Source organism: Acinetobacter sp. YH12144 (assembly GCF_013418345.1).
Lineage (GTDB): Bacteria > Pseudomonadota > Gammaproteobacteria > Pseudomonadales > Moraxellaceae > Acinetobacter > Acinetobacter amyesii.
Genome location: NZ_VPCD01000005.1, coordinates 91,701 through 105,530, shown reverse-complemented (window position 1 = coordinate 105,530; position 13,830 = coordinate 91,701). Strand labels below are relative to the sequence as shown.

Annotated in this window: 11 protein-coding genes and 2 tRNA genes; 9 read left to right on the top strand and 4 right to left on the bottom strand. The window is 41.4% G+C overall.

What is annotated here, in order from left to right:
* On the top strand, positions 1-227 hold a 227-nt coding region (locus tag FTU79_RS16525), incomplete at its 5' end, for a hypothetical protein (protein WP_257224254.1).
* A 56-nt stretch (positions 228-283) separates the two neighbouring features.
* Here FTU79_RS16525 and FTU79_RS05095 read toward each other — a convergent pair.
* Entirely contained in the window at positions 284-1,471 is a 1,188-nt protein-coding gene (locus tag FTU79_RS05095) for a glycerophosphodiester phosphodiesterase family protein (protein ID WP_180007502.1), read from the bottom strand.
* A gap of 276 nt (positions 1,472-1,747) precedes the next feature.
* On the opposite strand from FTU79_RS05095, the gene FTU79_RS05090 reads away from it, so the two are divergent.
* The 3 genes from FTU79_RS05090 (at position 1,748) to FTU79_RS05080 (ending at position 7,096) form a co-directional block, all read left to right on the top strand.
* Positions 1,748-4,849 carry a multidrug efflux RND transporter permease subunit gene (locus FTU79_RS05090; protein WP_180007503.1) on the top strand — a complete coding sequence of 1,034 codons (3,102 nt, stop codon included), beginning with the start codon at positions 1,748-1,750 and terminating at the stop codon, positions 4,847-4,849.
* A 232-nt stretch (positions 4,850-5,081) separates the two neighbouring features.
* On the top strand, positions 5,082-6,425 hold the full coding sequence (gene mgtE, locus FTU79_RS05085) for a magnesium transporter (RefSeq protein WP_180007504.1): 1,344 nt from the start codon (positions 5,082-5,084) through the stop codon (positions 6,423-6,425).
* Positions 6,426-6,505: 80 nt separating this feature from the next.
* A complete protein-coding gene (locus tag FTU79_RS05080; RefSeq protein ID WP_180049076.1) occupies positions 6,506-7,096 on the top strand; it encodes a DUF4112 domain-containing protein in 591 nt (196 codons plus the stop codon).
* Positions 7,097-7,257: 161 nt separating this feature from the next.
* On the opposite strand, the gene htpX is transcribed toward FTU79_RS05080, so the two are convergent.
* Positions 7,258-8,163: a protease HtpX gene (htpX, locus tag FTU79_RS05075; protein ID WP_078190437.1), complete on the bottom strand. Its 906-nt coding sequence runs from the start codon at positions 8,161-8,163 to the stop codon at positions 7,258-7,260.
* Between the two features lie 133 nt (positions 8,164-8,296).
* Positions 8,297-9,160 carry a lytic transglycosylase domain-containing protein gene (locus FTU79_RS05070; protein ID WP_180049074.1) on the bottom strand — a complete coding sequence of 288 codons (864 nt, stop codon included), beginning with the start codon at positions 9,158-9,160 and terminating at the stop codon, positions 8,297-8,299.
* A 499-nt stretch (positions 9,161-9,659) separates the two neighbouring features.
* On the opposite strand from FTU79_RS05070, the gene ttcA reads away from it, so the two are divergent.
* Positions 9,660-10,589 carry a tRNA 2-thiocytidine(32) synthetase TtcA gene (gene ttcA / locus FTU79_RS05065; RefSeq protein ID WP_180049072.1) on the top strand — a complete coding sequence of 310 codons (930 nt, stop codon included), beginning with the start codon at positions 9,660-9,662 and terminating at the stop codon, positions 10,587-10,589.
* 222 nt (positions 10,590-10,811) lie between these two features.
* Positions 10,812-11,195: an SCP2 sterol-binding domain-containing protein gene (locus tag FTU79_RS05060; protein ID WP_180008384.1), complete on the top strand. Its 384-nt coding sequence runs from the start codon at positions 10,812-10,814 to the stop codon at positions 11,193-11,195.
* Positions 11,196-11,271: 76 nt separating this feature from the next.
* Here the strand turns inward: FTU79_RS05060 and FTU79_RS05055 are convergent, their stop codons facing one another.
* The gene (locus FTU79_RS05055; RefSeq protein WP_180008382.1) at positions 11,272-12,384 is read right to left on the bottom strand and encodes a transglycosylase SLT domain-containing protein; all 1,113 of its coding nucleotides are present in this window, start codon (positions 12,382-12,384) and stop codon (positions 11,272-11,274) included.
* Between the two features lie 365 nt (positions 12,385-12,749).
* Here FTU79_RS05055 and greB point away from each other — a divergent pair, with 365 nt between their 5' ends.
* The 3 genes from greB to FTU79_RS05040 all read left to right on the top strand — a co-directional run bounded on the left by greB (position 12,750) and on the right by FTU79_RS05040 (position 13,739).
* Positions 12,750-13,244: a transcription elongation factor GreB gene (greB, locus tag FTU79_RS05050; protein ID WP_180003371.1), complete on the top strand. Its 495-nt coding sequence runs from the start codon at positions 12,750-12,752 to the stop codon at positions 13,242-13,244.
* Between the two features lie 86 nt (positions 13,245-13,330).
* Positions 13,331-13,420, top strand: a tRNA-Ser gene (locus FTU79_RS05045).
* Between the two features lie 229 nt (positions 13,421-13,649).
* A tRNA-Ser gene (locus tag FTU79_RS05040) sits at positions 13,650-13,739 on the top strand.
* Positions 13,740-13,830: the final 91 nt, after the last annotated feature.

Below are 13,830 nucleotides of genomic sequence, written 5' to 3'. Positions count from 1 at the left end.
CAGCTCCGACAGCTCCGACAGCTCCGACAGCTCCGACAGCTCCGACAGCTCCGACAGCTCCGACAGCTCCGACAGCTCCGACAGCTCCGACAGCTCCGACAGCTCCGACAGCTCCGACAGCTCCGACAGCTCCGACAGCTCCGACAGCTCCGACAGCTCCGACAGCTCCAGCACCTCAGCCAGTGGCAACGCAGTCAGCCGCAGAATATTTGGCAAACCCACTTTAAGATTTCCGTTTAACAATAAAAAAGACGCCTTGGCGTCTTTTTTCATTTTAGGAAAATTAGGGCTTTTGCAGTTGTGTTAAGGTTTTACGCGCCAGTCCCGGATCATCTGCAAATACACCATCTACACCAGCTTTATAGAAGTTTTCAAATTCTTTGGCCGCCCCCGTATCACAGCGTTCTGTCGCCACAGAGCTACATTTTAAATAGTCAGGTAAAAAACCATTTTCAGGTCTGAGCGTATAAGGATGGACTTTCAAACCAGCAGCATGGGCATCTTTGACAAAAGTGGTTTGTTTAAATTCAGTGTTTGAAAAAATATAGGTTTTACTTGGACCTACACCATCTGCATATTTTGCCACTGATTTTAGGCCTTCTGCAGTGGCTAAACTTGCATAATTTTGAGGTGAGCTTTGTTGCTGTAAGTCACCCGGTATGGCAGTTGGGCTATCTAATAATTGAATAATTTTGCCATGTTTGAGGGTTTTCTTTTGCGTGAGTTGATCACGTAAGTACTTCAGATTGGTGGTTTCAAAGGACTGTAAATATACAGGCGCGATATCACGTGTATAACTGTATTTGGCAAGCGTTGTGAGTAAGCGATCTTCCATGGCTAGATTTTGCTGTTGGAAAAATGTTGGATGCTTGGTTTCAATATATAAACCAACAATTTTTCCAGTTTTTTTATAATGAGCTTCGGCAAGTTCAATGATTTGTTCGAGCGTTGGGATGCTGTATTGATCATTATATTGAGTGTTATTAGGGCGATATTGAGCAATACGCTCACGTGCTTTTACATTTTGAGTCAGTTCATTCAAATTAAAGTCTTCCGTAAACCATCCTGTATAGTCGATACCATCGATTTTTTTGGTGGTTTTTCGATCCTCAAATTGTGACAGCGTACTAATATTGGTTGTCCCTGAAATTTCACTTTCATGGCGCGCAACCAGATAGCCATCCTTGGTTGGCACTAAATCGGGTTCGATAAAATCCGCACCATCGTCAATCGCTTTTTGATATGCGGCAAGGGTATGCTCGGGTCGCAAAGCACTGGCACCACGATGCCCAACAATGACAAAACCTGTATCAGGCAAAATAGGGGGCTTTGTGACATGGGTTTTATCGTCATCCGAATTACATGCAGATAAACCAAAAACGCTAAAAAGGAGCAGTGAAGACACGCCCCATGAGGATTTCACTTTGCTTGTTATGGCTAGATTTAACTGCTTTGTTAATTGTTTTTGCATGGCTGCCTCTGCATCTTTTTATATAAATGAATGATGTTGCAGGCATACATTGCAGGGCAGTGGCTAAGGCTTCATGACAGAGGCGGTTTTGTCACATAAATTTACTAAAATAGCTGAAGTGGAGGCTCTCCATATTTTCTACATATTTCGCTTCAAGCAAGGTTTTTATGTAGTCTAGGCTTGTAATCAAGCACATTGTGATTGATTATCAATAAGATTTTTTGAAAAAATCAATCAACACATTTTATTTCATTAATTGAAAAGTGACATGGACTGATGCTGTCTAAGTTTTTTATTTATCGACCGATTTTTGCAGGTGTCTTGGCGATCATCGTCATGGCGCTCGGGCTATTTGCTGTGCTCAATTTACCGGTAGAGCGCTATCCAGATATTGCACCACCACGAATTACGGTCAGTGCAAGTTATAGCGGTGCGTCAGCAGAAACAGTCGAGGAAAGTGTCACACAAGTTCTTGAGCAACAAATTAAAGGAATTGATCATCTTTTATATTTTAGTTCAAGCAGCGACTCTTCAGGTCGAAGCCGGATCAGCATCAGTTTTGAAAATGGCACTGACCCAGATACCGCTCAAGTGCAAGTACAAAATGCCATAAATGGAGTAATCAATCGGCTGCCTGAAGATGTGCAGCGCCAAGGGGTAAATGTCTATAAATCTTTGGGTGATACCCATATGGTTATCGGCCTCTATGATGAGACTGGCAAGAGTTCGAATATCGAACTTGGTGACTATATGATGACTCATCTAGAGCAGGACATTGCTCGAATTGAGGGTATCGGTGAAGTCGATGTTTTTGGTTCGCAATTTGCCATGCGCATTTGGCTCAACCCACTGAAGTTAAAGCAATATAGCCTTATGCCCAGTGATATCCGTGCGGCTGTTGAATCACAAAATACGCAGGTTGCAGCCGGAGCCGTAGGTGAATTGCCGAGTGTATCGGATCAATATCTCAATGCAAAAGTCACTTCAGGTTCACGTTTAAAGTCAGTTGAAGAATTTGAAAATATTATTGTCAAATCTGCACGAGACGGCAGTTTTGTCTATTTAAAAGACGTTGCACGTGTTGAATTGGGTGCGGAAAATTATTCAGGGGTCAATACCATTAACGGATATCCATCTTCAGGGATGGGGATCTCATTGGCATCTGGGGCGAATGCACTTGAAACCTCAGCCTTAATTAAGCAAGAAATTGAACAATTAGCGAAGCAATTACCTGCCGGTTATAAAATTGTTTATCCTCGGGATAACACGCCATTTGTACAAGAATCGATTAAAGAAGTGGTGAAAACATTATTCGAAGCCGTTTTATTAGTGGTTTTGGTGATGTTTATCTTCTTACAAAATTGGCGAGCAACGCTGATACCTGCGATTACCGTGCCTGTGGTGATTCTAGGGACTTTAGCGATTTTATATGCTTTGGGCATGACCATTAACACGCTCACCTTGTTTGCATTGGTATTGGCCATCGGTCTGTTGGTCGATGATGCGATTGTTGTGGTGGAAAATGTCGAACGTTTAATGCATGAACAACAGTTAACAGCAAAACAAGCGGCTATAGAGTCGATGCATGAAATTAGTGGGGCATTAATCGGGATTACTTTGGTATTAACCGCTGTATTTATTCCCATGGCGTTCTTTGGTGGCTCAACGGGCGTGATCTATAGACAATTTTCCATCACACTTGTGGCTGCCATGGGCTTGTCACTGATGGTTGCGCTGATTTTAACTCCTGCATTATGTGCCTTAATTTTAAAACCCAATCCGAAACCACAGCGCTGGGCGATTTGGTTTAACGCCAAATTAGAGATTTTAAAAACCAAATATCTAGCACTTGCACAAGCCACGGTTCGTTATCGCTTATGGACGGTGGTTTTGTTTGCGGGGCTCATTACGGTATTTGCTTTGTTTTATCGTGCTTTGCCGACCAGTTTTATTCCTAGTGAAGACCAAGGTATTTTGAGTGTGCAACTTAAATTACAAGAAGGTGCACCGATGTCGAAAAGTCGTGAGGTCGGTGAACAAATTCGGCAGTACTTTTTAACTGAAGAAAAGCAAAATGTTGATTTGGTGATGATTCGTTATGGACGAAATTTTTCTGGTACGGGTCAAAACTTAGGGCAAGGATTTATTGCACTGAAGCATTGGGATGAACGTTCAGGACAACACAATTCAGCGCAAGCGATTCGTGAACGTGCTATGAAACATTTTAAAAAATTTAACAATGCACAAATCAATGTCAGCATGCCGTCCTCTGTCAGTGGCCTTGGGCAAACCGATGGTCTGGAATTTTGGCTGCGAGATATGAATGGTGAAGGCCGTGCTTATCTCGATGCGCAATTTAAAAGCTTACAAGAAAAATCTTCACAATTCAGCAGTTTCGAAAATTTAGACAAACGCTCAAACCCCGATAAAGCTGAACTAAAAGTAGATATTGATCAAAAACAAGCAATGGCCTTGGGGTTAACTCAAAATGCGATTAATAGCACCATGAGTAGCGCATGGGGCGGTAGCTATATCAACGATTTTATCGACCGTGGGCGCATTAAACGCGTCATGATGCAGGCAGATGCCGAATTCCGTTCTAAACCAGAAGATTTAGCCTATTGGCATGTACGTAATGACCAAAATGAAATGATTCCATTTAGTAATTTTTCAACCATTGGCTGGAGTGGCGGCCCTGAAGTCGTCAATCGCTTTATGGGATACACCGCATTACAAATGGAAGCGGATACAGCCAAAAATGTCTCAAGTGGACAAGCCATGCAGGATGTGAAAGCCTTAGTCGATCAGGTGCCTGGCGTGGATGTGGCATGGAGTGGTTTATCTTTTGAAGAGCAAAAATCAAGTCATCAAGCGATTTGGCTATATTTGGTCTCGATTGGATTTATTTTCCTCTGTCTTGCCGCCCTATATGAAAGTTGGAGCATTCCGACCGCAGTCATGAGTGCGATTCCACTCGGGATAGGCGGTAATATTTTGTTTAGCTACATGACCGGTTTTCCAAATGACATCTATTTCCAAATTGCCTTGCTGACGACCATCGGTCTGTCCTGTAAAAATGCGATCTTGCTTGTAGAGTTTGCAGCGATGGCACAAGAAAAAGGCAAACATGTAATCGAGGCTGCAATGGAAGGCGCAGCACTACGTTTACGTCCTATTTTGATGACCTCTTTGGCTTTTGGTGCAGGGGTGGTTCCTTTAGTTCTTGCTTTTGGCGCAGGTGCAGCCAGTCGTCAAGAGATTGGGGTAAGCGTACTCGGTGGGGTAATATTCGGTACGGTCTTGGTGCTGATTTTTATTCCGTTTATGTATGTGATGGTCCGCTCTATTTTTAAAATCAAACCGGTGTCTGAAACTTAGAAATAATTCACGCACAGTGTATAGCTCTAGTAAAAGCCACCGTGAAAGCTTGAGTACATCGCGGTGGCTTTTTATGTCGCCAAATTTATGTCACCAAACTTTCGACAGGGAATGTTCACAGAGAATTTTCGCAAAGAACGTTCACCGAGAACATATTGAAGAGATTTGAAACTCTTTAGTTTATCCTTCAAAATGTGCTCTACATAGAAAGATTAAAATAAGAGTGAGTTGAATGGCGGATTTAATACAAAGACAGCGTGAAATTTCCGCTTTGCTGCAACAACAAAATTATGCAGCAGCAGTTTTCGCTTTACAGCCTCTGAACTACGCTGATCAGGCTCGTTTAATTCAGCAATTTCCAATCGAAGATCAAATCGAGTTACTTTCAGGTTTAGACCATCAAGGCTTGGTATTTGAGTTTTTCCCTTTTGAGTCACAGCGACAGCTGATTTCACGTTATCCACTGCGTCTACAAATTGAACTATTTGATGATATGCATTCTGATGATGCAACGGACTTATATAAAAGTTTAACTGATGCAGAACAAGATCGGATTTATCAACAACTTGATCAAGATACCCAAGAGCATCTAAAGGCGTTATCTGCATATGCAGAAGAGTCTGCAGGTGCAATCATGAGTTCAGACTATGTCAGTATGCCTGCTGACTTTACCATGCAACAAGCTATAGAGGCCTTACGCCATGAACCGCATGACCGTGAAACCCTGTATTTAATTTATGTCACCAATGATCAGTCTCAATTAGAAGGGGTGATTTCACTGCGGCAAATTTTGCAGGCCGATCGTGATGCACGGATTCAACAGGTGATGACCAAAGATGTGGTGACCGGCTGGATAGATGAAGATCAAGAAAGCATTGCGCGAAAATTGGCAGAATATGATTTTATGGCCTTGCCGATTGTGGATCATGCCCAGCGTTTGATGGGGATTGTCACCTATGATGATGCGATGGATGTGGTACAGGCTGAAACCACTGAAGACTTTTTAAAAGCCAGTGCGGTGAGTACCGAACCAGGTATGAGCATTAATAAAGCACCGATTTTAAAGTTGTATCAAAAGCGGGTGTTCTGGTTGGTGATATTGGTCTTTGGCAGCTTATTGTCCGGATTAGGCATTTCATATTATGAAGACATCATTGCCGCACATATCGTCTTGGTTTTTTTCTTACCCTTATTGGTCGGAAGTGGAGGCAATGCAGGTTCACAGTCTGCAACCTTAATGGTGCGAGCGCTTGCCACTGGGGATGTAAAAATTCGTGATTGGTTTTATTTATTGGGTCGGGAGACGCTCGTCGCGCTTTGCCTCGGTGGAACCATGGCCATTGCTGTATCGATTTTAGGCTACTACCGTGGTGATGCAACCGTCGCTTTGGTCTTGGCTTTAAGTATGATGGGTATCGTATTGCTCGGTTGTTTAATTGGCATGAGTTTGCCCTTTGTACTCAATAAGTTGAAGCTCGATCCTGCAAGTGCATCTGCACCCTTGGTGACCTCGATTTGTGATGCGACAGGCGTGGTGGTGTATTTGATGATTGCTTCACAATTGCTCAATTTATAGAGATTAGCATTTTGCTACAGATTGAAGACTTCTAATATGTTTTAATCTCAGTGATTTACACGGTTTTTATTGGATAAAACATGACTGAACCATTAAAACAAAAAATGTCAAAGCAAGAAGTCATTCGTCTTGAACGCGATCTCGCAAAGTTTGCCAATATGATGGACTCCGTGGTTCGGATTCCATTTACTCGACAAGGGGTAGGTGCGGACGCAGCGTTGAGTACCATTCCCGTAGCTGGTGATATCGCAGGATTTGTCTTGACCTGTTATGCCGTCTATAAAGCCAAACAGATTGGCGTACCACAAGCCAAATTAAATGGTGTGATGAAACTCGCAGTTATAGATGCTGTCGTGGGGTTTATTCCTGTTGCAGGGACGATCTTTGATGTGTTTATTCGACCGAGCCGTAAAGCTTTAGATGTCGTACATACGCACATTCGTGAAGAATATCAAATCAGTACAGATCAACATGTGGTACATCCGTTTTTACATGAAAAATTAGAACAGAAACAACAGCAATCTGCTTTTTGGCGCAACCCTGTGGTTGCATGGATATGGATCCATATCCCAGATATATTCGGGATGATTTTCTTATTAGTCTTTATCTTTGCAATTTATATGGGTGGTTCATTGCTTTGGCAATGGTTAAAGGCCAATGGAGTATTGTAGATAGAAATGCCTTGTTGCTTGAGCGCGATCAATGAGAGGCTATTCAATTGAAAGATCGTTCAACTGAAAGATTATTGATAAGACAGTAAATGTTCGGAAAAAATTAGACTTAAAAAAGCCTCCATAGGGAGGCTTTTTTACGACTTACATCAGATGCTGAATTATGGGCAATCTAATTGTTGTAAAGCCGCAACACGTTGTTCAATCGTTGGGTGTGTTTGGAACAATGCAGCTAAGCTGAAACCTTGTTCTTGACCCGCAGAAATAGCAAAGGCTTTCATTTCTTTTGGCATTTGATCTGGCATTTCAGATTCTGCTTGTAAACGTAATAGGGCAGAAATCATCGCTTGTTTACCTGCTAGACGCGCACCAGCTTCATCGGCACGGTATTCACGGTAGCGAGAGAACCACATCACAATGGCAGACGCTGCGATACCAAAGACAATATCTAATACAATCGTAATGACGAAGTATGCGATACCCGGTGCTTCACCATCTTCACGACCGAAGACATTACGGTCGATAAAGTCACCTGCTACACGTGCAAAGAACATGACAAAGGCGTTGACTACACCTTGCACCAAAGCAAGGGTCACCATGTCACCATTGGCTACGTGACCAATTTCGTGAGCGAGTACGGCACGGAGTTCATCTTTGTTCATACGCTCCAGTAGACCGGTAGAAACCGCCACTAAAGCATCATTTTTGTTCCAGCCTGTTGCAAAGGCATTTGACTGGTACGATGGGAAAATACCCACTTCTGGCATTTTGATACCAGAACGTTGTGCCAGTTGCGCAACTTCGTTGAGTAACCATGCTTCAGCTTGGCTACGTGGTGCATTAGGGTCAATCAGCTCTGTACCCGTGGTTTTTTTCGCCATCCATTTTGACATGAATAGTGAGATCATCGAACCCACCATACCGAACACAAAACAGATAACGAGCAAGTTGCCTAAGTTTAAGCCGCCTGCACCGTGGTAACTACCGACACCGAAGAGTGACAAGATTATGCCAGCTACAACCAGTACCGCGAGGTTGGTCAGCAAGAACAAACCAATCCGCATCATTGGGTAAATCCTCTTATTATAGAAAAATGATCTGATTTACAAATAAAAATCATTAAACTCAATATGAGGTGAAAGTCTTAAAATTTCAAGGAAAAATTAGTAAAACAGATGCAATTTTACAAAATCAGTGATTTTATTCATTGAGATAAATGCGCGCTGAGGCAGAAGCATTTGCTGTCGCAAATGAACCTGAAGGTGCATCGGTAAAACTACCATTGTCCGTTTGAATAATTTGACGTGCCGGTGACTTGGCAACAGCAGGGGCAGCGGCATGGTAATTGTCCGAACTGGCAATAATCCGACCACTATTAGAAGTGCTATTTGAACTGCTCGAACCCGAGACACTTAAACTACCAGCATATAGGTTGCTGTAGCGGCTAGTGACACGGCGGACATAGTCTTGAGTTTCACGAAAAGGTGGGATGCCACCATATTTTGCGACATTGCCTTCACCTGCGTTATAACCAGCTAAGGCAAGTGAGGTGTTGCCATTAAAACGTTTCAGTAGCCAAGATAAATAGCGCGCACCAGCCATAATGTTCTGATGTGGATCGTAGGCATTCGATACATTGAAGCGACGTGCTGTGGCAGGCATGAGTTGCATTAAACCTTGCGCACCGACTGGTGAGCGTGCATTGGTGTTAAAACCAGATTCGGTATGCATCACCGCTTTGATCAGACCTTCGGAAACACCATGTTGGGCCGCGGCTTGTTTAATAATATTGTCAAAGGCATTTTTATTACGGCTATAGCTTGGCAACACAGACGCTTCATTTGAGCCCCAGTTACTATAAATATGGATATTACTGTCCGGATAGTAGGTTTTTTTCTCGACTTTCAGATTGCTATAGCGGCCTTGTTTATTGGTTAGTAGCGTTGTGCCGTTACTTTCACGTAATTGATAGATCGTTTGGCCGGCAAAAATGCTCGGTGCAGCTAAACTGATAGCCACACTTCCACTTAATAACAGCCCCAAAGTCCAAGTATTGTTTTTCATTTTATTGTGAAGAAAAAAATTCTGTCCCCAAACAGTTAAAATAGAGTTTATCAAAAAAAAATCAGATGAAAAGGCTTCGAGGGCTGATTTCTTCTTTACTTTGTAAAAATCAAGTCATTTTGATGATTCAATAATCAAAAAAAATATTTATTTTTTTTAATGAGCATAACTTGACACATCTAAAGCATTGATAAGTAAGGGATAATAAATTGATCAAAAAATGATCAATTTAAATAGAAGCCTTAAAATAAGGGCAGCTCACCTTGTCAAGTCATTTAAAATCCACAAAGTTATCCACAGCTTTTGTGGACAACTGTGGAAAAGTCCAAAAGATAAGCGTTTCGCCTAAAAAATGAACTCGACCGTATAAAATAATGCGCTGAGGATGACGTGATCATGACAGTATTTTTAGTTTTTTCGGAAATTACATTCTTTTGATGCGAGAAGTCTGCGAATCGGATAAAATTGCGCGGTATTTTTTTTTAGGTTTAACTCGTCTATGTTCTCGCCAGTTGAGTCCGAACAAGGATTTAATTTCAAACCAGAACTACCAACTAGCTCTGCGTATTATCGTTTATTGAAAAAGCTACGCCGTCAGGTCGGTCATGCCATTCGTGATTTTAAAATGATCGAAGAGGGCGACAAGGTGATGGTCTGTATTTCAGGCGGTAAAGACAGTTATACCTTGCTCGACATTTTGTTGCAGTTTAAGCGTATTGCACCGATTAATTTTGATGTGGTTGCGGTCAACCTTGACCAAAAACAACCGGGTTTCCCTGAAGACGTATTGCCACGTTATTTAGAAGAAAACAAAATTCCGTACTACATCTTAGAAAAAGATACCTACAGCATTACTAAACGTTTAACCCCAGAAGGTAAAACGTATTGTGCAGTGTGCTCACGTTTACGTCGTGGTTCGTTATACGGCTTTGCTCAAGAAATTGGGGCGACGAAAGTGGCTTTAGGTCATCATCGTGATGATATTTTGGCGACGTTCTTCTTGAACTTGTTCCATGGCGGTAGCTTAAAAGCCATGCCACCGAAATTATTGTCTTCTGATAAAAAGAACATTTTGATTCGTCCACTGGCTTATGTGGAAGAAAAAGACATCATCAAGTATGCAGAAATGCGTAAGTTCCCAATTATCCCATGTAACTTGTGTGGTTCACAGGAAAACTTACAACGTGCAATGTTAAATGACATGCTGCGTACTTGGGATAAAGAATTTCCAAAACGTTTACACAGTATTTTTGGCGCATTGCAAAATGTATCGCCTTCACAACTGGCTGACCGTGAGTTATTCGACTTTGAAGCCCTAGATGAACAACGCGAATTTGACTTTAAAAATAGCGAAAGTTGTTCAACTGAAGAAGGTGATTCAGAAAGCAAACGCATTAATATGGTGAACTTAGGGTTTATGGCAGATTAAGCCGAAAACCTTATCATGCAAAAGGCATTCTACGGAATGCCTTTTTTATGCTTATGATTTTTCTCATTTTGTTATTAAACAGTTAAATATTGAACGGTGCGTACAAAAAACTTTAGCCTTTTCACAAATGATCATGCTATAACAAACCTCAAGCAAAATATGCTTGTACTGATGTTGTCCGGAACGGCAACACACACGAACAAAATAAATTGAGGAAAGATCATGCCTGCTTTTTTAACTGATGATTGGTTTTCAACTGTAGAAACTCTGACAGCTCAAGCTGGTGATTTAAACTTACCACCTGCATTGGCTAATCTTGCAATTAACCTTGTGGTTGCTGACGCTGCAGGCAATACTGAATTGTCATTAGACGGTGGTGCAATTAAAAAAGGTTTATCTTCAAACGCGAAAACAACTTTGAACATGGATGCTGAAACTTTACGTAAAGTATTCCTTGAGTTTGATATGGCTGCAGCGATGCAAGCGTTTATGACGGGCAAAATAAAAGTACAAGGTGATATGTCACAATTGATGGCATTGCAAACAGCAAAACCAAGTGCTGAGCAAAAAGATTTGTTCAAAAAAGTACTTGAGCAAACTGCTTAAGTCTAAAACGAAAAAAGCTTACCCGAAGGTAAGCTTTTTTTTGTGCGCTCACATGTAAATGTTAGGTGGACGCATATTAGATATTCACCAGTTGTGGTGTGGTTTTAATATGTTCCAAATACGCACGAATACGCGTGACATATTGCACAGCTTGACGATAACGACCATTGCTGGCCTTGTTACGGTCTAGATAAGCATATAAATTCACCCACTTATTTGGGTTTTTACCCTGAGATTGGATGCGCTTTTGAATCTGACTTACAGCACCAGGACCCATGTTATAAGCCACTAAGGCATACCAATTACGATCAGGGTACGGAATGTTACTATAACGGTTTAACATTTGGTCATAGTACTTTGCACCACCTTGAATGCTTTGAGTCGCATCTGTACGGTTGCTCACACCCATGGCTTTTGCTGTACTGTTGGTCAGCATCATAATGCCACGAACACCCGTTGGGGATACCGAGTCAGGTTTGAGGTAAGACTCTTGATAACCAATTGCTGCCAATAAATGCCAGTCTAGGTCGTATTGCTTGGCCGTGTTTTTAAAACTTGCCTTATAGATCGGCATACGTTTACTTAAATCACGTTGAATCACATTCCAAGAATCTTGTTTGACCACATTACGGTTGTAGAATGATGCCAACTGTCCAATTGCGCCATTTTGTTTGGCACGGCAAATAAAGCCACTCGCGGTTTGGCTGAGTGGATCGTCTGCATTTTTAAATACCCAGTTTAAGTTGCTGTTTAAACCATTCTTTTTCAAAGAAACGGTATCACCACAACTGGCTGAAAATGACGTCAAATGCTTGGCTTCAATGGTACTCATTTCGGCAGTGGTCATCGCAAAATTGGCTTGACCTTTGGCAACCATTTTTAAAGCAGTGGCATTGTCATTCACTGTTTTAAAATCTAATTGGACATTTAAACTTTCTGCATAGTTACGTGCAAGGTCGTAACCAAAACCATGTCGATGTTTACCATCCTGAAAAACAATGTCAGGATTGGCAACGGCAACAACAGTGAGTTTATTACTGTTGACGACAGCATCATATTGATGAGCTGTTTTGCTGGCATTAATACTGTGAAAAGGAATTAAGACAGTACTAAGTGCAAGCGCTTTAAATGGGAGAGAGTTAAAAGAGTTAAGGCAAAGCCTCGACCCAGAAGTTGAACTACTGTGCATGTTGTCTCCGCTACAAGTAATTTATGCCCTAAAAAGCAAAGGCAAACACGCCTCAGACTTTTTCAAGTTTGATAAATTCAATAAGGGTTGGGCAGTCATGACGTCATTCAAAAATGACTAGGGGTTTTCGGGAAATGTGTAGAAAATCTACACTGGATAAAAATTAAACAAGCCTAAAAGATGTGCGCATAATAATAAGCAAAAAAATACTTGTCAAATTTTGTACGAAAAAATATTAAAATATGTAACATAAATAATTGATTTTGTTTACGAATAAATTTTATATACTTTGCCTGTGTAGAAATGGAGGATAAAATAGGCATGTTTTGTAAAAATCAGCGCTTGCTCAAGGCCGAAAAATCATCATGAAATCTAACTTAATTACCCGTGGTGGACACGATTTATTGGTCGCTGAACTTCAACATTTATGGCATGAAGAACGACCTGAAATTACCAAAAAAGTGAACTGGGCGGCCAGTCTTGGCGACCGTTCGGAAAACGCGGATTATCAATATAATAAGCAATTGTTACGCAAAATTGACCGACGTGTACGCTATTTGGGAAAACGTTTGGAAGAGCTTCGTATTATCGATTATTCACCCGAACAAAAAGGGAAAGTCTATTTTGGGGCGTGGGTCGATATTGAAAATGATGAAGGCGAACAAAAAACGTTAAGGATCGTGGGGGTAGATGAAATTTATGATCATCATCCACAGCATATCTCAATTGATTCACCTATGGCTCGAGCACTCCTGTCCAAGCAAGTGGATGATGAGGTCGAAGTCCTGACCCCACTGGGAAAAAAATGTTGGTATATCAATTCAATTCGTTATGAAATGGGCGAAAGTACTGAAAAATAACAAACTGCTCTTATTTTGTTCAATTGGACGTGTTTTTTACAAAATAATTTGCCATTGCTGAAATTTATTTATATGATGGCGGCCATGGAAGCGTGGCAGAGCGGTTTAATGCACCGGTCTTGAAAACCGACGAGGGCGCGAGTCCTCCGTGAGTTCGAATCTCACCGCTTCCGCCAAATTCAAAAACCCTGATGTTTTTAACATCAGGGTTTTTTTATGTGCGTAAATTTAGGCAATGCAATTTGCCTTGATCTCAATTCAATACATATTGATTGAGCATCTATTTTTCAGCTCGAAGCCAAAATTTTACAATCGCCTAAATTTTGTCTGAACGATTCGCCAAGTGTTCAAAATAAGGCAAAATAATTTGCCAATCTGAATTTTTATTTATATGATAGCGGCCATGGAAGCGTGGCAGAGCGGTTTAATGCACCGGTCTTGAAAACCGACGAGGGTGTGAGTCCTCCGTGAGTTCGAATCTCACCGCTTCCGCCATATTCAAAAAACCCCAATGTTTTACATTGGGGTTTTTTTATTGCCTAAATTTTTTGAATAGTTTTTTTCTACAGGCGAAGCTGATATACAG